Genomic DNA, 23,775 nt, shown 5'->3' with positions numbered 1-23,775 from the left:
ATTTAGGGTATTTCAGGCGGGGGGTACAGGCATGGGCTGAGGTGGATTACTGATGTCGTCTTCAGGGACTTGCGGATTGAGAATAAGACCAATGGTCGGCTCTACATTTCGCAGTGAGTTCAGGCAGGTAAAAGGCTGTAAGCCCTCGCTACCAGGCTGTTCGAGCAGGCCAATAGTGACATCGTCTTTGGCTGTTTTATAGCCGAGCTCTTTGCCGCCTTCGGTATCTTGAGCCTGGGCGAGCCAGTAGTCTAGGCGATAGTTCAGCTCACGCCCTACAAACTCTCGGACAGCTGGATCGCCGCTCACATGCCATGCCCTTTCTACAATCTGCTGAATCGCTTGTTGAATGTAAGGATCGTCTCGGCGGATGCGACTGGCCCACTTGTTGAGGTTATATTCTTCGTTTTTTAGGCGAATGAGAGAAACCAGCAGCGCCGCTAGCCCTCGGTCGGTCGCGCCCGGAGAGAAGGGGGTGAGCGATAAATTTTCGACGTGCTGATAAAATGTGGCATGGTAATGTTCAAAACGCTCATAGTGAGAGAGATCTCTAGGTCTAGCCCAGTTAAAAATAGTGACGACTAGGCCAGGGTGCTGACGACCGACTCGGGAGGTCGATTGGATGTACTCGGCGGTGGTTTTGGGCTGGCCTGTGACAGCCATCACGCCGAGCCTACCGACGTCTACCCCGACTGAAATCATGTTGGTTGCTAGGAGTACATCGAGCGGGGTGGTGCGATCTTTACGGCGCTTTCGCTCACCAACGAAGGGAGTTTCCATCCAGTCGAGCACCTTGGGAATATCTGTAGAAGATTTTCGTGAGGTGAGTTCCTCTACTACCAGCTGACGGCGGTTGGAGAGGCCGCGCCGTTCCATTTTGTTGAGGCGCTGCTGAATGTCATCGTCTACCAGTCGGCGGGTGCCGCCCAGTTCTCGCATGGAATTGAAGTAGCCCACTAGGGTCATCCATGGGTCGGCTTTGTCTCCGGCCCTTTCAAACATGTCTTGGGAGGCGGCGAGGATGGCAGTGTATACGCGAATGGTAGCGGCCTTGAGGCGGCGGCCCGTAGCGCAAATGCCTAAATATCTTCTGCCGGGATAGTCTTCGCCAGGTGGGCGCTGGCGAGAGAAAAAGTTGTCGCTAATGTCTAAGCCCTGAGGCGGGAACACATCTACCTTTCGTAAAAAGAGATTGTGCATCTGGGCCTGCGCTTGCCGAATCGTTGCGGTAGAAGCGATGACTTTGGGACGGACTATTTTGCCATCTATTTCCCAGGAGGCAAGCTGGTCTATGGCAGTTTCGTATAGGCCGACGAGGGTGCCTAAAGGGCCACTAATCAGGTGCAATTCATCTTGAATTATGAGGTCAGGTGGACGCAAGTTGTTAATACTTTTGGTCGTGGCTTTGGGCAGGCCATGTTTAGCCGGATGGCTGTCGCTATCTTCAATCTCAGGCGAGCGGTAGCCGTGGCGATCACAATACCCATTCACTCGCCCAAACAGCATTTGCGTCTCTCCTTTCCAAGGCATTTGGGCAAATTTATCAACCGTAGCAATTAGCAGCGTCGGCAGCCGTCGATAAATCTCTTCATCCACCACCACAACCGGCAAACCTTCTTCTTTAGACTGTTTACGGCTGAAGGGGCAGTGCCCCAGAATATCGCCACAGTGAACCAGGGTACGAGCTTTGCCTTTGTTGAGGGAACTGACGCTGATATGCCTGCCTTCATCAATCTCGGTGCCGCACCAGGGGCAGCTAGTGAGCTGATGGGGAGATCCCCCGCTAGGCGGCAGGCTACGGGCTTTGAGCGCTTCGACATAGGCTTCGCTGTCTTTCGTGCGGTTTGGGGTCGTTTTCATCCCCACCCACAGGCCAATGCGAAAGGGTTCTGCTCCCCAAGAGTCAACATCTTCACGGCGGATGACTTCGCAAGCACAAATCAGCGCAGTGGCTCTTTGAAACTGTTGCAGGGTGAGCAACCGGAGCGTATAGCGCATCAGGACGGCAACGCCCGCTGCGCCAGAGCGTCCGGCAATGGTGCCCTGCAGCCGACGCAGGCCAATCGTGTAGGCAGCAAGCCCTAGATACGCTTCGGTTTTACCGCCGCCTGTAGGAAACCAAAGCAAGTCTGAAACGGCTTCGGTGGGATGGCAGCGATCGCGATGCGTCAGATCTGTTGTACTTGGCAGGTTCAACAGAATAAAAGCTAGCTGAAAAGGATACCACTTCGGAGAATCGATGGCATCTAGCGTAATTGTCTCGCCCCGCCTTTTTTGACGAGCGTAGATAGAGCGCACCCGCTGTAGGTGCATCGCCCGGTTCATAAACAGGAAAGCACGAGCGGCTTGCGGATTGGTTCGTAGCGTTTCAATGCCTGCACGAATGCGAGCTAAGGCGCGATCGCACTTCTCTAGCGCTTCGTGAGCACTTCCTTGATAGTTTTCTAAGCCCTCACTCGGATCCGTTAAGCGATCGCGCTGTCCCTGAATCCACTGCTCATAGGCAATCGGCAAAGCCGCTAGCTTGTCTGGCAGCGCTTCGGGCAGTAGCCCAGCGAGCACCTTCATTTCCAGAACTAGCCCTTTGAGTGCAGGTTCTTCGGCGGCAGTGGGCGGCGTAGACTTAGGCACCTCAAACCCGGGAACCACAGTCGTTGCTAGCTCAGTGGCCCGAGTAGGATCGTCAGGCAGCACACTGGCATGGACACCGACACCGTGACCGACGGCAAACTCTACTTGCTTGCGATAGAGCATGTCCATCATCTGCTCTTCGCCGTAGTAAACAGCATCTAGCTTGTGATCAGCGGGGCGATGGTGAGAGCGCTTGAGGAAGATATCTGCTTTTTCGGTGGCTGATTTCACCGAGAGTTCAGGCTGAAACAGCCAGGCGCTGTCAGATTGCTGGTCGGGCTCGGTGCGGTCGTTAACCAAAAACAAAGAGATAATCCAACAGTCTTGCTGACGACGAATTTTACCTTTTACAAAAACGGCGAAGTCTTCGTGAATGCGCCAGTCCGTAAGGGTGCCTTCGCGTAGGGTAATGGCCGGAGACTGTTTGCGAATAGGGTAGCGTTTCCAAACTGTTTTAGGATTTCCTTTTTCAGTTTCTTTGTATTCGCTTTTGGTGCGCTCGTATTGTCCCCAGCCAGCGACGATATAGAATGATTCAGCCTCGTCGCTCACGCAGAAGGTCATCCCCAGTGAGGAAGGGAAAATAGTTTTAGAGGCGACGTTAGCCTGTTCGCTGCTGCCATCTTCAACTGTCTCTATGCCTGCGATTTCTAGCGGTTCTTGTAGCTCTATTAGGGTATCGATTTGAGCCTGCCGATCTCGCTTTTTAGGCGCTAATAGTCCGACTAAGTAGCGATCGCTTACTTTGCCATCATCAATTTCTTCTTGCGGGCCTTCGGCTGGCCCTAACAAATCTTTCACGACTCTAGCTTCTAGCTCTTGCCGAATTTGATAAGGCGTAAAGGTTTGCAGAATTCGGTCGGGGATTTCGGCTGCAGGTGCTGCTTCGTAGAAGTCTAGATCTGTTGTTGTATTTATTGTTGCATTTGTCTTTGAGGCCGTTTCAGAGAGGGAAATCTGTAGTGGCTCAGGTTCAAACAGTCCTTGCTGTTGCCAGACCTCTGGCGTGAGTAAACTATCCGACGCAGTGGCTTTCTTTTGGGGTGGCTTTGGCGGTGGGTCAGCTTGATCAAAATAGGCCATAACCGCATCGCCCAGCTGGTCTGACAGAATTGTGTCTAAGCCTAAGCTTTCTGCATGATCAGAGAGATCTAAGCCCGCCAGCAATTGAGCGAGCTGCGGCCCTTCAAGATTGACAACAGCGCTCCAGTCTAGCTGAACAGCGTGAGTTCTAAGCTGCTGGTTGACGGCACTGAGGTTGAGGACACCAGGGAGCTGGGCGGGAAGCTGAATAATGGTCATACGTCGGTATTTCCCAGGTTCCAAAAGTCAGGGGAGAAAGACTGTAGTAGCGGGCTGAGCTTGCGCTTAGACTGACTCATAGATTGAGCGGCGGGAACAACCACCAATAATGCCCGCATCGCCCGGGTCATGGCAACAAAGAGGGTCCGCCGTTCGCGAGCCAAGATCTCTTGAATTTCTAGCTCGGAGGTGCCTTTGGGAATGTAGGGATAGACACCGTCGAAAAAGCCTGCAATGATCACAATCGGAAACTCTAGTCCTTTGGCAGCTTTGAGCGGCAGTACCTTCACCCCCTTCCGGTTCAAATCTAGATCTTTGCTGGTCATGAAATGGGCTTCTATGCCCAAGTAAGAGAGCTGACCTGCGATCGCCTTTCCTGCTCTATCACTAGGTGTGAGCACGGCACAAGCACCTATGCCTAAGCGAAATTCACGGGCAGCCGCGCGGCAGAACTGAGCTAGTAAATAGCCTTCTTGTTCGCGATCGCTCACAGCGCGAACAACAGGTGGTGGCCCGCTATGAATGTACTGTGGCTCAAGTGTCTTTTCATCTAAGCTGCCGTCGTATAGATAGCTGTGGGCGGCGGCATCAATTTCCTCAGTAGTGCGGTGGTTCACGCGCAGAATACCGGTGCGCCCGACGAACTTCAGTGATTTGCTGACATCGGCCCAGCGAAAGCCACTGCCGTAAATAGACTGGTTGGCATCGGCAGTAATAAACAGGCGATTGGGCTGACGGCACAGCTGAGCCAGCAGCCTCAGTGCGTTTGGCTCTAGGTCTTGGGCTTCGTCAATGATGACTGCGTCGTATACCAGCGGCGACTCGGCAGTGACTAAAATTTCTAACGCTCGGTTACGCAGCTGAGGCCAGGTTTCTACAGACTGCTCGCTCAGTTGCTGACTGAAGTGCTCATATAAATGCCAGATCGCCTGTCGCTGAGTTTTATTGAGGCGAACGCTGCGTCCACTGCGAGAGGTGGCTTGATAGTCCGCCAAGGGTTGCAGATTTCTCGCGGCGATGACGCTGTTTAATTCTTCGAGTAAATAGTCGGGATGGAGCCGTTGAAGAATGAGCTGTTGGGCCTGCTGCTGGAGACGGTTGCCAGGCAGGGAAGCGATCGCATCGACTAGGGCTTGCTTCAGCAGTCGCTTTTGCTGGGCATGGCTAGCGATCGCCGGTTTACCAGTCGCTTTTACCACGAGCCTGTAGGCAATCTTGTCAGCAGTTTTCACCTCGACAAATTTAGCGTCTGCCTCCAAGAGCTGGGTCAGCAATTGCTGAGAGAACTTCACCAAAGCATTGGTATAAGTCGTGAATAAAATTTTGGGCTTGGCAATGCCCTCCGCTTTGAGCCGGGCGAGAACCTCGCGAGTACGATAGAGGGCAACGGTGCTCTTGCCAGTGCCGGGGCCGCCTTTTAGTAGGGTGGGGCCTTTTGAGTCGATCGCCCAGGTCACGTATTTCTCTTGTTCGGGATTAAGCTTGAGTAAAAAGCCGAGGAGGTTGCCTTCTTTGAATTTGAGTAGGTCGTCGGTGCCTGCCACCAGATCGGGCTGGCTGAGAACCTGATCAAAGTTGGGGGTGGTGACTGCATCGAAAATGCGCTCGCGCAAGGATTCAGGAATGGCGGCGCTAGTGAGATCGTCTAGCGTTTTGCAGTTGGTAAGAACCTCAAAAAACTGGTCAGGCACCAGCAGCCGCTTTAGGAAGTCTGACGTGAGCTTGGTTGGGAGATAGTTTAAAGGGTCTGCGGCGGATTCATCTTCAGCGGTGGGCTGACTATCGCTGGCGTATTGAGGTGGCGGCGTTGGCGTGAGCAAATCCTGCATGTCTGGCAGGCTGCTGACGTCTAGCTCGGTTTCTCCAGCGACGAGCTTTTGGCCTTTGTATACATCTTTGCGAGCGTCTACGCCCAGGAGCGCAACCCAGCCGTCGCCATAGGTATAGATAATGCGCTGATCGCCAGAGCGTAGGCGGTAGATGTTGCCTTTGTAGCCGTGGAGTTTTTTCTTGAGCTTACCGTGGGGTTTGGGGTCTTCGCGCAGGAGTTCGATTTTTTCGAGGACTTGGCGCACGCGATCTTGCGGAATGGCCAGGAGCTGGTTAGTAAAGGTAGGCTTGTAGAGCAGCTCAAAGGTCATGTAAGAACGATAGGGCTAAAGTCTCTGGCATTTTAGCGATGTTTTTTTGAAGGAGGTAGCATTTTCGATCATATTGAAGTTGATTGTTGCGTGATCTTAATAATGACGGTGAGTCACGGTGGATGGATTTGTTTCGAGCCTGCGTTTTAAGTTTTTTGGCGGTGCGGTAGCAGAGAGCTGCTGTCGGCTTTAGAGTGACGGGTGTCACATTGCGTGCGGGTCTTTTATGAGGGAGAGGCGATCGCTCGCCTCAGCAGCTCAGGCGAGCGAGATTGTAGGTTATTACCCGGATTATCCGACTGCGCTCAGAGCATTTTTGGTAGAAAGAGGCTATCTGTAGCGTTCCTCATAAGCGCTATTCTTGTGTGAATATGCATTCGCTAAACGCCCTCACAGCAAACGTCCCTGTGTGAACGTGATAGGTAGCTTGCGAACTTCGAGATAGCCTTTAGCGAAGTTCGCAACATCTGAATCCGAACTGTATATGCAGTTGGCTTTCCTAGAGATAGCGGTTGCCACTATCATGAAGTCGATTTTCATCTTTGCTCTAGTTGGCTTGTTTTCTCCCATTGTCGTTGGCTGTTTTTGCTTGTGTTGTTTCCACAGGGTCGCAAAGTGAAAAGCAGCTTGTGCATCGAAAGGCACAATCATAAACTTTCTACTGAGTTCAGCGAAGAGTTCCCCATGGTTTGCCTCGCTGACGGGCATGAGCAGCTCTGCTAAGACCAGTGCCGGGATAATCACCTGACTTCTACTTTTTTCTAGCCTATGTATCAAGTCTTTGGCCCGAGGAATCATATGTTCCTGATCAGGATTAGCCTGTCGTTTTATACCCCAGATCAAGACATTAGTATCTAGGCAGACAACCTCTCTTTTAACTCCTGTGGACAAGGTAGATACTCTTTAGGCACTATTCTCTAAGTTCACGAACAAAGCTGTCTACATCGTCTATGGCGTCGAAGTGTTGGCCATAGTTTTGCGATAGTGATTCAACCGCTTCAGGTAGCGGCGTCATTTCATAGCTAGAAATTTCTGTAACGGTGAAGGCTTTAATCTCATAGGTTTTTACGTCCCATTCAGCCATGCCGATGAGTCCTATCTGTTGGTAGAGGCGCTGTGCCGCTATCTTTGCAGTTTTTCGATTAGCTGTGCAGTAAATTAGTCTACCTTCGATCGTTCTGATCTGAATTGTTGGGCTATCTTCGTTGGCCCCGCCTACGCGAGTAACCACGCCGTAGATAATGGTTTCTCCTTTTATGGGTTCGTAGTCTTGAATATGAGTTTCCGGCGTAATAGCGGCCAGTAGCTTTTTATCACCATTCACTGCGTATATCTCAGCAGTGCAGTTTCGCGCCTGAGAGAATTTTGAGATCACTCTCAAGGACTTGACGCTATCTTCGGGTAGGGCGTAGAAGTCATTGTTTGCTAATGAACGAGCAATTTTCTCTAGCGCTGGTGTAGTCAGTTCGTCAGTGCTGGAGGCAAACGCTAAGGTAACGCTACCTGGGACAACATCAGCCAACCCGATCACTATCTGGTCTTTCTTGATGTCGCTATTACTGGCTACAACTTCCGCTGCGATCATATCTTCTACGGCTTCTATCAGCTGAGCAAGATCGCGCGATCGCACTAGCCCAGGCATCATGCCGTCGCCCTTCAAGCGAATTTCTATAGAGTTGTGCTGGGGCATAGGTGTATACCTCTCAAGCAGGACAAGGGCGATCGCAAAGCAACTGAAGTTGAAATCTAGGTAAAGTCCTCCTACGCTGAAGCCTTTTGATGCGTGTTGCCAGGTGCTACAAGGCTGTTTAAATAGTAGCATCACCGCTCAATCGTACTGCCAAGCGACATTTTCTATAAAGCTATTGCGTACACGCATGAACCGTAGTGGCGACCTCTTCTACCAATGGTTTGTACAGATCTCCTGAGAACGGCTGAAAGGCTTCTGACCATTTTGCTCTTAGGTGACAGAGCAATCTAAACTGTACGGGTGTAGGGTGAGGATTGACGCGCTCCACCACCACCGACAAATTTTGAGGATCCTTGTTCAATAGCTGTAGTACATCATTAGTGAGATACCGAGGACAGTACCCTACATTGCGACAGTCTTCGGTACGCAGCAGCAGGGCATCGGTGTCAAAGTCGTTCTGACTATCTTGCATGATGAATAGTTGGGTGTCTGCTTTGAGTTGTTGAATATGCGTTTGAGTTTCTGAAGGCATATAGCGCAGACCATGAACAAAGAAGTGAATGCGATAAAGTCCGTTTTCGTCAGGCTGCGGGCAGGGAAATACTTCAAACGTATCAGTCATTCGCTGACCGCCACTGCGCGATAGGAGCGCGATAGGATCGTCAGATTTTTTAGGGATATTGAGCCACTTTACGTAGTCAGGAAACTCAGGGCGAGAGCGTCTAAGCAATCGATTTTCAAATAGCGGAAAAAGGCGAGGGGATTCATAAACAATATAGAAGTCTGGAAATGTGCGAATGGGTCTGAAATGACCTTTCTCCTCGGCAACTAGCGCCCCTTGAATGTAGCGAAAGCGATAGAGACCGCCATCGAAATCTAATCGACCGATAGGAAACCATCGGCGAGAGACTGGATTTTGCCAGGACAAAAAGAGCTTTTTCACGACGGACTCTCCACGGATTTACGCTGTAACCTCTCTTTATTCATGATAAGGACTTGCTGTGCAAAAGTGACGGCGGTTGTTGACGCCCTGTTTGATGGAATTTTATCGAAGACGAATGATATCATCTCATCCGTAATTTCTTCCAATCGGGATCGCCATACAGCAGCGGCTTTTGGAGAAAATGCCGCTGCTCTTTGAAAAGCTGATAGCGTAGGGAGCGGTTTTCGATCGCCCACTTGTCCATAGAACGCAGACATAGACTTACTGATGTATTTATCGACGTGGTTGTTTTGAAGATGCTGTTGCCTTTTCGGGTCTAACAGCTCTCTGCCTAAGCAAGAGGCATGGTCATAGGTGGGGGATAGGAAGGTTCCTTGGGTGATCGCTTCAATGAATCCCCAGTTTTCATGATGGCGATCGCCATTCCCAATCTAGGCATCTAAAAGCAGATAGCCAATGAATGTATCTAGCGCTGTTTCGATGCCCTCTGGCGGTTGCCAATCATAAGGCTTTTGCACTTCAGGATGGCTAACTGCCTGAATGACAGCATCCAGCGTATGCTCAGACACGTTGTATCGCTTCTCGCGAGGATAGTTCGATACAATGCCTGCTAGGATATCGTTTCCATGAATTAAATAGTCGTCTGGACGCATCATGAGAGGGGAGATAGTGCCAGGATTCTCGCTCCAAACGGCCAGCTCTTGTCTCGCATGAGGTAAGCCAAGAAGTCGCGCAAGTTCAGCGGCTATTTTTTCTGACCAGTCTTCACCCGTATTTGGCCGTGCCTGTTTGAATAAACACCTTCCCATTTCTGGATGCTCGAACCAGAATTTAGGCTTGGTTCCCATGTCTTCTTGAGTTTGTTCGGACTCATATGAAACCTCAAAGATTGGGAAGGGAGCGCTCATCTCTTTCTTTCTGTAGCAGGTTGAACAACATCTGAAAACAACAATGTTTCATAGAAGCCGTGGTCTAGAATGAAGTCTTGCCAGTCGTAGACGGCGGCGGCGGTATCTATGTCTTCATGGTGTTCACTGGTTGTTTTAAGATATTTCTCTGTGTTCTAAAATATTATGATACTGCCAACAAGCATCTGAACTTCTGCTAGTCGGGGTAGTAGGACGTCTCCAGGGCGGGATGAATGTTGGCTGGAGTGGTTTGCGGTGCCGATTTGTAATAATTCGAACTCGTGGCTTATTTATCTCATGCCCCTGACGATTACTAATGTTTCTTGGGACAACGGCCAGACACAGAGGCTTTCAATCACGGTGTTGTTTTATCCAATTCATAATCGTCAAGCAAACTCCATTAATATCTTGCTTCACAGCGTCATCTGAAAATCGTAAGAATCGAACACCTAACGATTCTAAACGTGCTTGCCTTTCCTGGTCACGCAGCTGTGCCTCTGAGGTGTCATGAACAGAACCATCCACTTCAATTGCTAGCGCTAGTGCCTTACAGTAAAAATCAACAATAAATTGATCCATTGGTTTCTGCCGATCAAAATCGTATCCCATGATTCGTTTCTGCCTCAGCCTCTGCCAAAGCATCTTTTCTCCTGCCGTCATGTTGTTTCGGAGGTCGCGCGCCCTAGCTGTCAGCTTTGGATTGCAAGGAATAAAGTGATTTTTCATGGGCGATCACTACTCACTGAACTAAAGTCGTCAACCCGTAATATGCCCACTACAACTGTCGTCGTCTCCTCTGTACACAATTATGAGATGTTGGTTAGCTGCCTACGTTGTTGACCCACCCCGACCTCCGCTACTCTCCGGCCACCCCTCCGGCGGAGGGGAGATTGGCTAATTGTTTTGGTGGGCTGGCTCGGTACAAAAGTCATCAGTGAGTCTATAGCCCTCCCAAAGTGGCAACCTCAACCACACAGCCAACCACTCACCCCTCCATCGGAGGGGCCGGGGGTGGGTCGGCAACGTTTGCTACCCTCCCAATCTCTAAAAGAACAACTTCATCTGATCCTCCGGCGGCCCTTCCTTCTTAGCCGCCTTTGTCTTCACCTTCGCCTTCTTCTTCCGACTCTTCTTCTTTTTCTTATCATGCAGTCCCAATGCCTTCTCCTCCGCATAGCGCTCATGGTTCAGTGCCAGCAGCCGATCGAGCACTTCGCGCCTCGCCGCTTCGCTGATGGTGTAGCGTAGGCCCTGTTTGGTTTCGTGGAAGCCGTGGTCTAGCGGGAGGTCTTGCCAGCCGTAGGCGGCGGCGACGGCGGTGTCCATTTGGGTGTGGAGGTCGCGGAGTTTGACGATAGCGGGGGTGGTGTCGTCGGGGTTGTGGAAGCGGTTGTAGGTTTTGGTGAGGCCCTCGTTGTGGGTGAGCATGGTGGATTGGCGGTGGGTGTAGTAGGTTTCGCCGATGGTTTCGAGAGTATTTGGTTGGATAGGAAAAGGAAAGGTTTCAAAGCAATCTGATGGTGTATATTGCATATCTTTCCTTAGGCTTGAGCTATATCTTCTGGCCCATGCCTCGTGGATATTTGACTGCATGATAGTAAAAGAACAGTCAACAAAAACAACGACTTTCTCGTTATAAACCCAGCCTTTGGGAACCCAAGTGATTGAATGAATATTTGCGATTCTGGCTCGTACAAGAACGCGATCGCACCCCTCAATCGCACCATAAAGTGCTTTCTGCTTCTCTGCATATTGCCACCAGATTTCTCTATACTGCTTTCGCTTTTTCTTATCTCGTTCTGGCTTAACCTTTTCTCTTAAAATCGATAAGCAATTAGGATAATCTGCTGCATATGGTGACCCCTTCGGTTTATCTGGATCATCATGCTTAGCATCTAATGGCCAATCAAAAAAGTTAATAACCCAACGACTTGGTGACTGGTCAGGTCTTGAGTTTAAATCTTGTCCATTCAAGTACGGAAAAAGCACATCAGCATTGCGTTGATCTTTATTAATTAAGTCCTGTGCCTCATCTGGAGTCAGAATATAGCCCATACCTAAAACATAAGAACCAATGTGGGAACTGCCTTTGTTGGCTATTAGCTTTTCAGGATTTCCACTGGATTGTCCTGGGATTGTCAGGAATGGGGTAATCCCTTGAACTGACTCCTCACTAAGCTCAAAGCCTCCTTCCCACTTTCCCTTCTTCATCCAGATATGGGCTACTTCTAAGCTTGCTGACCCTGGCCATTTTCGACTTGGTATTGCGCGAGGGATTAGCCTTCCTTTGGCTGCTAGTTGATCTAGTCCTACCTCTCTTGTATCTCCCTGCGCAATCGTATTTGTAGCAATCAGACCCATGCCACCATCTAGCCTTAGCGACCCATCTGCCCGTAAGAAGAAATACGCACACAAATCCGCACTGCCTTTTATTCCATTCGCAATCTGTTCTACTAAGAAATCTCGATAAGAGTTTCCTAAAGATCCAGTAATTTTCTTCCCACCCTGAAACGGCGGATTCCCTACGATCGCATCAAACCCACCCCCTGCAAACACCTCCGGGAACTCCAGCTCCCAATGAAAAGGCCGCACATTGTTCTTCTCCAGCACCCCACCGATTTCATCCGGCTCATCCCGCTCCCCCCGATACACCTGCAACATAATCTGCCGCGCGTCATCTTGCCGACTCTTCTTCGCAGAGATAAAATAACTCTTCAACAGCTGATCCGCGCTATCCAACAACCCCGTCGCCTTAGCCTGCGCCAACCCCAGCCGAGTCTTTTTCTCCATCTGATCCGCCGTCGTCTCCACCGAAATCCGCTCCAGATCCCGCCGCATCTCAGCCACCTCATCAATCTGCTTGCGAATCCCATCCGCCAACAGCTCCGGCGTCGTCCCCTCACTCGTATCCATATTCCAATACCACAGCTGCCGCGCACTCACCCCCACCAGCGAATCCCCACAGCGCAACGCATGATCCAAAAACGTAAACGGCTTATGCTTTTGCAGCGTAATCAACCACAGCGACAGCTTCGCCATCTCCACCGCCAGCGGATTCTTATCCACCCCATACACACAGCGATCCGCCACCAGCCGCCGCGCCATAATCAACCGCTCCTCCGCATCCACAGGCAACAATCGCTCTGTTACGTCTCCCACAGAAAGCGACCCATCCGGCAACACCCTTGCCTCCAAACCACTCTCTCTTTCTTTTATCCGCCCCTCCGCGTTTTCCCACGCCTCCACCACTCTCGCCGACAAATACCGACACACCTCCACCAAAAACGCCCCACTCCCCATCGCCATATCACACACCTTTAGGCTCAGCAGCTCACTCGCCTGCTTCAGCGTCCACTTATCCTTCGCCTTCCCCTCCGCAGGCCCCACATACACCAGCGGCTCCAGCGTATACTTCACAATCTCCTCCGTCAGACTACGTGGCGTATAGTGCGTCCCCGTATCACGGCGATCGCTCCCCTGCGTCACATACACACTCCCCGCCCCAATCACCACCGGATAGCCAAACGTATCGCGCCGCACCAGCCCCGCAAACGGCCTCACCCGCTCGTACAGCGCCTGATCATTCCCACAAGCCACCCGTAGCCGCCCCAGCTCATACGCACTCCACTCCTGCCCCACATCCACCGCCAGCGCCTTCTTCAAAGCCGACTTACTCCGCCCCGTCGCCTTCTTCAAAAACTTGACTATGTCCCCATCCCCCATCTCCCCATCTCCCCAAAGCCCTTCCAACACACCCAGCCCCACCTCCGGCTCCTTCTTACTCGTCCCCACCAGCCCCAAAATCGGCTCCGTCGCCCGCACCGCCGTATGGTCTAGCAAGCCCTCATACACATGCCCAATCTGTTCAATATCCAACGCCCGAAAAGAGATCTTGCGAGACACCTTGCCTCCACCCCCCGGCATCGACACCTCCAATAGCTGCAGCGCCTCCAGCAAATGCAGCACCGTTCTGTTGTTGATCTCAATCGGCCTTGCCTCCACCCGCTGCCAGCAAGAGCCCGACTCTCTCCCTTCCAAAAACGCAAACCGATCCGGGTCAAACAGCGTGCCACCATAAGCAGGCAGCCGCAGCGCCTCATGCCCAATTCCGCCATACACCGCCCGAAAAATCGCCAGCAGCCGACACCACGCATCATACCGCCGCTCCAAAATCTCCTCCCCACTCTGATCCGCCTGCTCCCGCAACGTCTCCCGCAGCGTACTCACCGCATAAAACTGGTCATACACCGGATCGCCCAGCAACAGCAGCCCCCGCTCTTCTGCAGAAAACAAAAACACCAGCCGCATCATCACCGTCAGCGCCGCCTCATACAGCCTCGTCTCCGGCAGTCCCGCTAGCAGCTCTCGGTTTCGATCCTGATCCGCCCGGTCAATCGACTGCACCAGCACCTCCACCGCCTCCCTCACCTGAAAGCCCAGCTGATCGGTCACCTCCTGCTGACTATTTACACTCGCTGCCAGCAGCGCCTCAATCGTCTCACTCTCATCCACACCAAAAAAGCGCTCCACCCCCAGCAAAGAGCGAAACGCCCGTAGCGTCAGCTTTTCCTCCTGCCACAGCGTCGCATACCAGGAGATATAGCCCGTCGCCTCCCCTTTCGGCGCATTCACCAGCAGCCAATGCTCCCCATTCGTCACCAGCCCCAGCCGCACTCCTGTACCATGTAGCAACTCCATCACCCGCGCCGCCGCACTCGCCGCCCACCGCGACCCTTTCACCGCCTTCTCCAAATCCTGCCCCGGCGCATACACCTGCACCAGTAGCCTCACGTTTTCTTGCTTGATCACCCAATCAGGTCGCAGCGTCTCCCCTTGCTCCGCCACCGTTACCGACAATCCTGACGGAATCGCCTGCCCACTCAGTAGCACTTGCTCCGGAAAGCCCAGTACCTCGCGTAGTACAAACTCTACCCACGCCGCACGAATGCCTTTATCGTGATGATTGGCCTGCCACTCATCATGCGCCAGCCGCACCAACCGCATCACCTCTGGATCATGCGCATCTAGCCCCTGCGGAAAGGCCTTCAGCAGCACCGGCATACTCACAAACGGCCCCGACGCCTCAACCAGCGACAGCCATTCAGCATGATGACGAGCAGTAGACATAAGAGAATCGTTAAATTTGTGTGATTTATAGTAAACGGCTGACCTGTATTCAGCAATGGTTCCCAGTCTTCAGATCAAGTCCCGACCGCCCACCGCTACAATAAAAACATACACAGCCAAACTCTGACCATGGTTGCCTCGCCGTCTTCTTCTGGTCTATCTCCAGAGCAATATCTGAAGCTAGAAGAAACCAGCCCCATTAAGCATGAGTACATAGATGTCGAAATCTATGCTACGGCTGGGGCAACAGACGCACATGTCACACTCACAGGAAACCTATTTGCCGCGCTACTGACTCATCTTCGAGGCAGCGACTGTCGAGTCTATTTCTCTGATATGAAGGTACAAGTTGACGCCGTAAATCGGTACTACTACCCCGATATCATGGTCACTTGCAACCAGCAAGACAAAGACGAAACTACTTTTAAGCGCCATCCAAAATTCATCGCCGAAGTCTTATCAGATTCGACAGTGGCCTTCGATAGGGGAGATAAGTTTGCAGATTATCAAACGCTTGAGAGCCTACAAGAATATGTGTTGATCAACACTCATCGGCAGCGAGTAGAATGCTTTCGGCGAAATGAGAAAGGATTGTGGATTTTGCAGTCTTACGCATCGTCAGATGAGTGTTTTGTTGTGGAAAGTGTTGGGTTTAGGGGTGCGATCGCAGCCCTCTACGAGAATGTACAAGCAAAATAAATGATCTGTGCTTAAGTTTTGCAATAAAGAGTAGCTCCACGAAAAGCGGAACTGTATTCTTCTGAAGCTTCTTTAAGAGTCTTTGCAAAGCCGTTATGGGAAATAGAAAAGATCGCCATGATTGTAGCGATTCATTCTGCAAAGGCACATGACCCATGAAAATACTCTCAAAAGTTCTGTCTTTCTGTCTCGTCTTACTCTATTTTTATGCCCCTGAGATTGAAAGTATAAGTTCAGGAAAACTCAGAAAAGTAGTCGCTATAACCGCTATCTCTGGAGCCTTTATCGCACGAAACGAAATCTTGTATTTAATACGTAGCAACCCTTATCTATCCGCTGTTGTTGCTGTTCTCAGCACATGCCTTGTCTCGTCTTATCTTATTGCCATCAGGCGAAAACAGAAAACCAAGAGGAACCGAACTAGGTCACATAAAATAAGGCGAATCTATCGGACAGGACTAGTCGCATATCAAAAGGCACTGGGCTGGCTTTATTCGTCAACACCCGAAAACTATGCAGAAGCGCTTGAACAGATAGGCTATAGAGCAGTCAATAGCAAAATGAGGCTCTTCTATCTCTGTGCGATTTTGCCGCATACGCCACTCAATTACTCATCTGCTGAGATCTTCCTAGCTGCTGCTTGCTTTTTTGGAGTTCTATGCGTAGGTAGAGTTATTCAGCGCTACTTCTTCAGAGTCCTTGTAATTGCAGTTCTATTCGCATGTGTACCCATATGTTTTTGCTACGCTCTTTTTGGCTACGAAACTACGGCTGCATCCTTTTTATTAAATCAGCCAATAGCCCAGCAATTTATCTTAAGCCACGGTCTCAGTGAAGCACAGTCAGTAACCTTTCTTTGCTTTTATATCAGCAGCCTTTTTCTCTTTGTCGCCGTCTTTTTTGGAGGAGCATTGGCAACCGTCAGGCAGGTGTTCGTAAAACTTCTATGCTTGGTCAAGCTAATAGCAGTCCGCATAGGGCTTTTCAGAAGGCAGCAGAGAAAATCTCTGCAAATGCTCAGCTCATAAATACTTCCTGGAGCAAACTTCTAGCTGACACTATTGGTGGTGCTATAGTAGTGTCATGCTTGATGAAGTCGTTATTGATACAAACGTTGTGTTTGAGGGTTTGACACAGAAAGGGGGAGCGTCAGGACTTATTGTGGATGCTTGGAATGCTGACCTCATATCAGTAAACGTTTCTACAGCGTTGGTGTATGAGTACGAAGATGTGTTGTCACGTAAGCTTTCACCTGCGCGATGGCAGCGGTTGAGACCTTTGCTATCTATGCTCGTTAAAAGGTCTAATTTCACTACTATCTACTTCTCTTGGCGACCAACCTCACCAGATGCCGGTGATGACTTAGTTATTGACTGTGCTATGAATGCAGGCGCTACTGTCATTACCTCCAATATTCGTGATTTTAAAGGCGCTCAAAAGTCATTAGGGCTAGAAGTGATGACACCAGAACAGCTGATAGCAGCATTATTATCTAAAGGAGAAAAGCGATGAGTCGATTAACCCTAAGACTCCCAGAGACATTGCATAGCCAGCTATCTCAACTGGCAGAGAATGAGGGGGTTTCTCTCAATCAATATATTGTTTATTCGCTAACTAGGCAGATTGGCGCTTCTTATACGGTGCAAGTTCTCCCGGAAGCTGCGGTCAATCAACAACAAGCGGATTTAAACCGTTGGCTCCAATCGTCAGAGCCTTGTTCAGAAGCAGAAGCTACGGAAATACTCTCAGAGAGAGAGACTGCTCCAGAGCAGTCGCAACTCAGTGCTGAAACAGTTAGTCGATTTCAGGCAATGCTACAAAAAGGTCATTCAGAGAGAACAAGCTAACGGCCCACTCCATACCTACTTTATTAACTTTTGCGGCACCAAGTACGCCACGGCTAGCGGAAACAACCTCGGCATCGGCTCCGCAAACCGGGCCCGAATTAGCGCAGCCTCCTGCTCAATCTCCTGCGGAATCTGTTCCACCCTTAACCGCAGACTGCTCAAGTTGCGTTCTAGCTGCTCTTTTTCCGCACTGCTAAACAGTTCCATCTGCTCCACTTCCGGCTCAGCTAGCTCAGCGATAATCTGCTGACGCAGCTCTGTAAGCACCGCCGTCATATTCTTCACTTCCTTTTCACAGCGCTCTGCCAGCTTGTTTTGCAAACCCTGCGTTCGATTTTCCATCCGCACCTCCAGCGATCGCAACAAAGCTTCCCGATGGCCCGGCCAAGCCTCCTGCACCATACTCTCCGGCACCGCATCCGCCCCATCAACGACCTGTGCTGCTGCCAACGCCTCCTTGAGTTGCCCCACAGTCTTAAATCGGCTAAAGCGTCCCTCTTTCAGCACACCACCCGCCGTAATAATCTCCTCATGCAGCCGCTGCTGATCGCCACCCAGCACCACCAACCGCCCATAAGCCACCACCACCGGATGATCCAGCGCCGCACTCGGCACCACCCGAGCCGTAACTCGATACAGCTGCCGCGTATCTTGCCGCGACCACACCTCCGCCCGCAATAGCCGCAAACACATCTGCACCAGCCGATGATTCAGATGCACCAGCACCACATCATCTCGCCCCCGTGCCGTATCCGCATCGAACACAATCGGGCGAATCTCATTCGTATGCGGATGCGCTAGCCCTGCCGAACACTCCGCCCAGCTCCCCTGCAAAGCAGGCAGCTGATAGGCCTTTCCCTTCAGGTTCGGCACCTCAACGGGCTCCAAAGGCGGCTGATTCGCCAAATCCAACCCAATTTTGACCACTGTTGTAATGTTCTCAGGGCTGAGCCGTAGCTCACGGCGAGTATCCCCTAGCTGCGCTTTCAGCTGCTCAATACGCCCCTGCACCGACCGCTCAAACCTCAACAGCTTCCGCAACGGCTGCGCTGCTTTCTCTGCCACTGCCGTATCCAAGGCTCCGCGCCGACCGAGCATCGCTTCTTCCACCTGCGAGGCAATCACCGGCCCCACCTTCCCCAAATCTTCTCGAATGGTATTGACCTTCAGCGCCGCCCGCATTAAAAACTCCAAATCACCTGCCAGTTCTCCTGGTTTGGTGCCCACCGATGTCTTTTCAAAGCCCGCCGCCACAAAGTGATAAATACTCACCTCATCAGCGCGCTGACCATGTCGGTCAACCCGCCCATTTCGCTGCTCCATCCGGTTCGGGTTCCACGGAATCTCGTAGTGAATCAATCGCGAACAATGATTCTGCAAGTCCAACCCTTCACTGGCTGCATCCGTCGCCAGTAAAATCCGCACCGGAGAAATCTCAGGCTTCGCCTGAAACGCCGCTTTCGCTTGCTCACGCTCCTTTGAGTCCATGCCGCCATACAGCGTCATCAGCCTTTCCTCTCCGGCCTTGCCTTTGGCATATCCCTCATTTGCTAACAGGTCAAACAACCACTTTTGCGTTGCCCGATACTCTGTAAAAATAATTACTCGCTCAGTGCCCCAGTCTCCACTAGGCCTTAGTACTTCAGCAATCCAATTCAACAACTCTTGGGCTTTAGTATCCGGATTCAGCGATGCTTGATCTGCCCAGTTTTGCATGTTGTCAAGCTGTTGTTGTTCGTCGGGGGTGACTGCATGAAAAAGTCGGCTAGACGTTGCGATCGCATCTGCCGTCACCTCTTCATACACATCATCATCCGCAAATTCTTCCTCAATCTGTTCTAGCTGCCGACGTAATAATCCGACCGCCGGTTTCGTCAAGCCTTTCTTTTCAGACCGCTCGCCTCGCAGCGTTTTTTGGTGCTGCACCAACGTCGCCCGAAACGCTTCCGGCGATGAAAACAGTCGCTTTTTCAATAACTTCAACACAAATTCTGTGGCATATAGCTCAGTCGGGTTATCCTGAGCACCTTGCCGCCTCAGCTCTGTGTAGGTCTGTAGCCATTGGTGAGCCTGTTGTTCTTCTTCTGTGTAGTTGACTGCGATCGCCTCCAACACGCGCTCAGGAAAACGAGCCTTTCCAAAATCATCCGGCGGCAGCTCCTGCTTTAGCCGTCTCACCATCACCGTTTGCAGCTGCACTGGATCTGGAGAAACACCCCTCGCAAATCGCTGCGCATCTAGCAGCTCCAACAACGCTGTAAAGCTTTCGGGGTAGCCATTATGCGGCGTTGCCGTCAAAAACAGTTTGTGCTCAAAATGCGGCTCCAACAGCCGAATCGCTGCCGTTCGCTGCGAATCAATCGCATATTTCCCACTACCTGATGGCGCAACATTATGCGCCTCATCTACAATCATGAGATCAAACCGACGAGGGTAAAGAGACTCTCCTTCAGCCGGGAGAATTTCTCGAAACAACCGCAGGGGGCGATCGCGCTTAATAAAATCAATCGACGTAATGAGCCTCGGGAAATGCCCCCAAGGATTCACATGAATCCCCCTACGCCTACGCAACCCCTTCATCAGCTCACTATTCACAATGCGAAAGTCTAGCCCAAACTTGTTCCGCATTTGCTCCTGCCACTGCACCTGCAACGACGACGGACAAATAATCAAAATCCGCCGCGCCCGCTGCCGCAAAATCAACTCCTGCGCCACCAGCCCCGCTTCAATCGTCTTCCCCAGACCCACATCATCCGCAATCAGTAAATTCACTCGAGGCATCTGCACCGCTCTTACCACCGGATCCAGCTGATAATCCTCAATATCAATGCCACTGCGAAACGGCGACTGCACATTGCGCACATCCGCTACTGAAGCCGCCCCCCATCGCACCGCATCCAAAAATGCGTCTAATCGCTCGGGGCTATCAAAACCCACTGGCTCTGGCAGCTCAGCTTTTTCATACACATGCGCCCCCGGCTCTAACTCCCAGATCACCTGAAGTTCCTGGCCCAACGCATCATCTTCAACTGAAGACAACGTAATCAAATGCTGAGAGCCCGACGTGCCCGACTCCGCCAAACGTTTAGGCAATTGCGTCTGATGGACATCCGTCACAACAAAGCGACTCTGACGAACATCGACTAGCTGACCCTGCTCAGGAATGGAAATAGCACGCACAAAAATTAAAACCTGAAATAGTTAACCCTGCCCAGAATATATCAATTTTTCTCAATCACACATCAGTGAGCAGACCACTATAGAAGATGTTTCATAGTTTGTCGAGACGAGCAGAAGAAGACATTCCTCAAAAATCAAGTCGTAAGATTGCTATGCATCTTGCACAAACTTCCTTGCGATACCGCTTAACCATCTGCTTCTCCTAAAATCCAATCATCACCGCTGACTTCTGAATCACAGAGGCATAATGCCTGAATAAGATTTGCGGATCATGTCCTGTTTGCTCTGATACGGCTAATGGGTTTGCTCCATTCGCGAGTGCATGGCTAACCGCAGTATGTCTGGTCGCATAAGGCTTTCGATACGGGATCTCTAACTTCTCCAAGACCTTCTTCCAAGCTCGTCGTCGAAAGTCTCGGTCATTGAGTTCCGCACCTTGAGGTGCCGGAAATATCAAGTCATTTTGTCGATAACATTCCTGCTTTCTCGCCTTCAGCATTTCAACAACTTTCCCGGGCAGAATTACTGTTCTATCTTTTCCAGTCTTTGTGGTCTTTCGAACACCTCTTGATACCGACTCACCAATCCACACAGTAGAGAGATCATTTGCACAGTGCCTCCACTTTAGTGCTGCTGCTTCGCCAAAGCGACAGCCTGTACCAAATAGGAAAAACAACAAAGTCAGCATGGTGTTTGTAGTGGTGATCGCACCTAAACCCTTCCAAAATCCGCTGCACCTCATCAGCAGTAAATGGCTTCACTTTCTGCTTAGGCGCAGGCTTCACCTGCTTCAGAACTAACGGCCAAGGATTCTCTGGCAAAGTCGTTTCAGCCCATACCCAGCAAGACTGCACCAAAATCACGTAATCCTCAACCGTTCGCTCAGAGACTTTAGCTCGCAAATATTCCACAAATGCCTGCGCATCCGTATCATTGACCGTCTCAGCAGCCTTCTCTTGAAAGAACTTCTGCAAGTGTTTCAGCGCACAATCATAACGGCGCAAGCTGCCCGGAGCTAACCCTTTCACCTTAGTCTGCTCAATCATGAACCGTTCAAAGAGCTTAGCCCCTTGATTACTGGTAGCAGTCCGGTCACTTTTGAGTGGTTTGTACTTCTTCAGCGTGGCATCAAAATTACCAGAAGCAATGTCCAGCTCAATTTGAGTTGCTTTTTGCTGTGCCACCAGTCGATTAACTCTGAAGTCGGGCAAACCCACCGCCAGTGCATATCGCTTACCCTCGTACCTGAAGCGGAGCCTAAGCCGACCATGATGATTTTCAATGTTGACCCAGCCTGGCTCAACACTATTGTTCGTACCTGAAGCACTCGAAACAGAGGCAAATACTCTACCCATCTTTCTACCTACCTGGCTACCTGTCTGGAATACAGTTCGTACCCAATTCCGTACCCATTCCGTACCCAATAGGTAGCTAAAAACCCCTAAACTCGTCCAACAGTCTTAACCCTTATCGATGATTTCGAAGGGCTGAAAACGTTGATAAAAAAGCTCTAAAGCCTGCGGTGGCTAGGATTTAGCTAAATCGGGATGGCGGGATTCGAACCCACGGCCCCCTCGTCCCGAACGAGGTGCGCTACCAAACTGCGCCACATCCCGATGTTTTGCTCGATTGTGCTGAACCATTGTAAGCCATTAGCTATAGCAGGCATAGGTTTAAAGATGAATTAAGTGAAAGCTATAGGCTAAGGCGCTAGCGTAACTTTATTGTGTCCTCACATCTCTGGTGTTTTGAACGTGTCGTCGGTACACTTCGTGGGGAAGGCTTTGAGCACAAGCTTTGCCTTACTTATCTAATGTTATCTTTGCTACCGGTAGACCTAATCATGGCTTCTGTTTCTCCCTCGACCTTTGTTGGCAAACCAATCAAATTTGGAACGGATGGTTGGCGCGGCGTGATGGCGGCTGATTTTACGTTTGACCGGGTAGGAAAGGTGGCGGCACTAGCAGCTCAGGTGCTGGAAAAGACCCATGGCAGCAATGGCAGTAAGACGGTGATCGTGGGCTACGACCGACGGTTTTTATCATCGGATTTTGCGCGGTATGCGGCAGAATCGGTTGCAGCAGCAGGGTATGAAGTGATGCTATCGGAATGCTTTGCACCGACGCCTGCGTTTAGCTGGGCAGCGTTTGATCAAAAGGCGTTAGGCGCAATTGTGATTACGGCGAGCCATAATCCGGCGGTGTACAACGGGCTGAAGATAAAAAGTGCCTTTGGCGGATCGGTGCCACCGGAGGTGACAAAGCAGGTAGAGGCAATGCTGGATCAAGCAGTGCCCATGGCAGAGACGCCAGGGCAGATTACCAGCTTTGATCCTTGGCCTAGCTATTGCGCTGCGCTGCGTTCGATGGTCGATATTAAAGCGATTCAAAAAGCGGTAGATGATGGGCGGCTGACTGTATTTGCAGAGGTGATGCACGGGGCGGCGGCGACGGGTGTAGGGCGTCTGCTAGAGCGTGAGATCAACGAGATCGATAGTGAGGCCGATCCGCTATTCGCTGGGGGAGCGCCGGAACCGCTGCCTAAGTATATTCCTAATCTGTTTGAGGCTATTAAGAAGAATCAAACGAATGGACTGACGGTAGGACTAATTTTTGATGGGGATAGCGATCGCATTGCCGGAATGGACGGAAATGCCAACTTCCTTAGCTCTCAAGTTCTGATTCCAATATTGATGGAGCACCTCACTCAGCGGCGCGGCATGACGGGTGAAGTCGTTAAGACCATCAGCGGATCGAATCTGTTCCCAGCATTAGCCAAACTGTATGAGCTACCTCTGTATGAAACACCAATTGGCTATAAGTACATCGCTGATCGCATGCTAGAAGCGAATGTGCTGATTGGGGGTGAAGAATCTGGCGGCATTGGCTACGGTCATCATATTCCAGAAAGAGATGCTTTATTGTCAGCCCTTTATCTGTTAGAAGCGGTTGTACAAAGTGGGAAAGATTTTGGTGAGCTAAATGACTCGCTTAGAGAACAAACTGGATTTAGTTCCGCATATGACCGTATTGATCTGCCGCTTGCCAATATGGAAGTCAGGGCAAAGCTGTTGGAAGCGTTGCAGTCAAACACCCCTGAAGAAGTCGCTGGAAAGAAAGTAGACAACTGCCTGACGATTGATGGATACAAGTTTAATCTAGAAGATAATAGCTGGCTGTTGATTCGCTTTAGTGGAACAGAACCTGTGCTACGGCTTTACTCGGAGGCTAGCTCGATTGAAAGCGTTCACGAGATTCTCAACTGGGCAAAAGACTGGGCTAATTCTGTTAGCTAGCTAGCTATTTAG

General features: G+C 50.9%; 16 protein-coding genes and 1 tRNA gene. 4 read left to right on the top strand and 13 right to left on the bottom strand.

Annotation, left to right across the window (positions count from 1 at the left end; translation table 11 throughout):
• Positions 1-12 precede the first annotated feature (12 nt).
• From drmA to S7335_RS04315, 9 genes are all read right to left on the bottom strand, one after another.
• Positions 13-3,933 carry a DISARM system helicase DrmA gene (drmA, locus tag S7335_RS04350; protein ID WP_006455375.1) on the bottom strand — a complete coding sequence of 1,307 codons (3,921 nt, stop codon included), beginning with the start codon at positions 3,931-3,933 and terminating at the stop codon, positions 13-15.
• Positions 3,930-6,074, bottom strand: coding sequence for a UvrD-helicase domain-containing protein (locus S7335_RS04345; protein WP_006454894.1), 2,145 nt, complete (start codon positions 6,072-6,074; stop codon positions 3,930-3,932). The genes drmA and S7335_RS04345 overlap by 4 nt, the downstream gene beginning before the upstream one ends.
• Before the next feature lie 390 nt (positions 6,075-6,464).
• Positions 6,465-6,965: a type II toxin-antitoxin system VapC family toxin gene (locus S7335_RS04340; protein WP_038015597.1), complete on the bottom strand. Its 501-nt coding sequence runs from the start codon at positions 6,963-6,965 to the stop codon at positions 6,465-6,467.
• Between the two features lie 19 nt (positions 6,966-6,984).
• The gene (locus S7335_RS04335) at positions 6,985-7,764 is read right to left on the bottom strand and encodes a hypothetical protein (protein ID WP_157620090.1); all 780 of its coding nucleotides are present in this window, start codon (positions 7,762-7,764) and stop codon (positions 6,985-6,987) included.
• Between the two features lie 172 nt (positions 7,765-7,936).
• Positions 7,937-8,707 (bottom strand): HIRAN domain-containing protein, encoded by a 771-nt coding sequence (locus S7335_RS04330; RefSeq protein WP_006456937.1) that lies wholly within the window; start codon positions 8,705-8,707, stop codon positions 7,937-7,939.
• A 121-nt stretch (positions 8,708-8,828) separates the two neighbouring features.
• Positions 8,829-8,951 carry a hypothetical protein gene (locus S7335_RS29155; RefSeq protein ID WP_255346449.1) on the bottom strand — a complete coding sequence of 41 codons (123 nt, stop codon included), beginning with the start codon at positions 8,949-8,951 and terminating at the stop codon, positions 8,829-8,831.
• A gap of 187 nt (positions 8,952-9,138) precedes the next feature.
• Positions 9,139-9,615: a hypothetical protein gene (locus S7335_RS28740; protein WP_006455487.1), complete on the bottom strand. Its 477-nt coding sequence runs from the start codon at positions 9,613-9,615 to the stop codon at positions 9,139-9,141.
• Between the two features lie 351 nt (positions 9,616-9,966).
• A complete protein-coding gene (locus S7335_RS04320; RefSeq protein ID WP_038015594.1) occupies positions 9,967-10,341 on the bottom strand; it encodes an endonuclease domain-containing protein in 375 nt (124 codons plus the stop codon).
• Between the two features lie 318 nt (positions 10,342-10,659).
• Positions 10,660-14,742, bottom strand: coding sequence for a type IIL restriction-modification enzyme MmeI (locus S7335_RS04315; RefSeq protein ID WP_006456935.1), 4,083 nt, complete (start codon positions 14,740-14,742; stop codon positions 10,660-10,662).
• Between the two features lie 129 nt (positions 14,743-14,871).
• Between S7335_RS04315 and S7335_RS04310 the strand changes: the two genes are divergently transcribed.
• The 3 genes from S7335_RS04310 (at position 14,872) to S7335_RS04295 (ending at position 17,288) form a co-directional block, all read left to right on the top strand.
• On the top strand, positions 14,872-15,441 hold the full coding sequence (locus tag S7335_RS04310) for a Uma2 family endonuclease (protein WP_006455784.1): 570 nt from the start codon (positions 14,872-14,874) through the stop codon (positions 15,439-15,441).
• A 1,083-nt stretch (positions 15,442-16,524) separates the two neighbouring features.
• The gene (locus S7335_RS04300) at positions 16,525-16,953 is read left to right on the top strand and encodes a putative toxin-antitoxin system toxin component, PIN family (protein ID WP_038015591.1); all 429 of its coding nucleotides are present in this window, start codon (positions 16,525-16,527) and stop codon (positions 16,951-16,953) included.
• Complete coding sequence (locus S7335_RS04295) at positions 16,950-17,288, top strand: toxin-antitoxin system HicB family antitoxin (RefSeq protein WP_006453734.1); 339 nt, start codon at positions 16,950-16,952, stop codon at positions 17,286-17,288. Before S7335_RS04300 ends, S7335_RS04295 begins: the two co-directional genes overlap by 4 nt.
• 15 nt (positions 17,289-17,303) lie before the next feature.
• Here S7335_RS04295 and drmD read toward each other — a convergent pair whose 3' ends face one another.
• The 4 genes from drmD to S7335_RS04280 form a co-directional block, all read right to left on the bottom strand.
• A complete protein-coding gene (drmD, locus tag S7335_RS04290; RefSeq protein ID WP_006455802.1) occupies positions 17,304-20,468 on the bottom strand; it encodes a DISARM system SNF2-like helicase DrmD in 3,165 nt (1,054 codons plus the stop codon).
• A 202-nt stretch (positions 20,469-20,670) separates the two neighbouring features.
• Entirely contained in the window at positions 20,671-21,156 is a 486-nt protein-coding gene (locus S7335_RS27230; RefSeq protein ID WP_083785040.1) for a site-specific integrase, read from the bottom strand.
• Complete coding sequence (locus tag S7335_RS25680; protein WP_050765772.1) at positions 21,071-21,823, bottom strand: Arm DNA-binding domain-containing protein; 753 nt, start codon at positions 21,821-21,823, stop codon at positions 21,071-21,073. Before S7335_RS25680 ends, S7335_RS27230 begins: the two co-directional genes overlap by 86 nt.
• 187 nt (positions 21,824-22,010) lie before the next feature.
• Positions 22,011-22,084 (bottom strand) — tRNA-Pro (locus S7335_RS04280).
• Positions 22,085-22,311: 227 nt separating this feature from the next.
• On the opposite strand from S7335_RS04280, the gene S7335_RS04275 reads away from it, so the two are divergent.
• A complete protein-coding gene (locus S7335_RS04275) occupies positions 22,312-23,763 on the top strand; it encodes a phosphoglucomutase/phosphomannomutase family protein (protein ID WP_006457628.1) in 1,452 nt (483 codons plus the stop codon).
• Positions 23,764-23,775: the final 12 nt, after the last annotated feature.

The organism is Synechococcus sp. PCC 7335 (genome assembly GCF_000155595.1).
GTDB lineage: Bacteria > Cyanobacteriota > Cyanobacteriia > Phormidesmidales > Phormidesmidaceae > Phormidesmis.
Note: the sequence above shows the minus strand (reverse complement) of the source record. Positions and strands in the feature narration are given on the sequence as shown.

What these genes read in the sequence shown, in the direction of transcription:
- drmA (WP_006455375.1), bottom strand. Translation starts at nt 3,933, where the DNA reads ATGACCATTATTCAGCTTCCCGCCCAGCTCCCTGGTGTCCTCAACCTC.
- S7335_RS04345 (WP_006454894.1), bottom strand. Translation starts at nt 6,074, where the DNA reads ATGACCTTTGAGCTGCTCTACAAGCCTACCTTTACTAACCAGCTCCTG.
- S7335_RS04335 (WP_157620090.1), bottom strand. Translation starts at nt 7,764, where the DNA reads ATGCCCCAGCACAACTCTATAGAAATTCGCTTGAAGGGCGACGGCATG.
- S7335_RS29155 (WP_255346449.1), bottom strand. Translation starts at nt 8,951, where the DNA reads ATGGACAAGTGGGCGATCGAAAACCGCTCCCTACGCTATCAGCTTTTC.
- S7335_RS28740 (WP_006455487.1), bottom strand. Translation starts at nt 9,615, where the DNA reads ATGAGCGCTCCCTTCCCAATCTTTGAGGTTTCATATGAGTCCGAACAA.
- S7335_RS04320 (WP_038015594.1), bottom strand. Translation starts at nt 10,341, where the DNA reads ATGAAAAATCACTTTATTCCTTGCAATCCAAAGCTGACAGCTAGGGCG.
- S7335_RS04315 (WP_006456935.1), bottom strand. Translation starts at nt 14,742, where the DNA reads ATGTCTACTGCTCGTCATCATGCTGAATGGCTGTCGCTGGTTGAGGCG.
- S7335_RS04310 (WP_006455784.1), top strand. Translation starts at nt 14,872, where the DNA reads ATGGTTGCCTCGCCGTCTTCTTCTGGTCTATCTCCAGAGCAATATCTG.
- S7335_RS04300 (WP_038015591.1), top strand. Translation starts at nt 16,525, where the DNA reads ATGCTTGATGAAGTCGTTATTGATACAAACGTTGTGTTTGAGGGTTTG.
- S7335_RS04295 (WP_006453734.1), top strand. Translation starts at nt 16,950, where the DNA reads ATGAGTCGATTAACCCTAAGACTCCCAGAGACATTGCATAGCCAGCTA.
- S7335_RS27230 (WP_083785040.1), bottom strand. Translation starts at nt 21,156, where the DNA reads ATGCTGACTTTGTTGTTTTTCCTATTTGGTACAGGCTGTCGCTTTGGC.
- S7335_RS25680 (WP_050765772.1), bottom strand. Translation starts at nt 21,823, where the DNA reads ATGGGTAGAGTATTTGCCTCTGTTTCGAGTGCTTCAGGTACGAACAAT.
- S7335_RS04275 (WP_006457628.1), top strand. Translation starts at nt 22,312, where the DNA reads ATGGCTTCTGTTTCTCCCTCGACCTTTGTTGGCAAACCAATCAAATTT.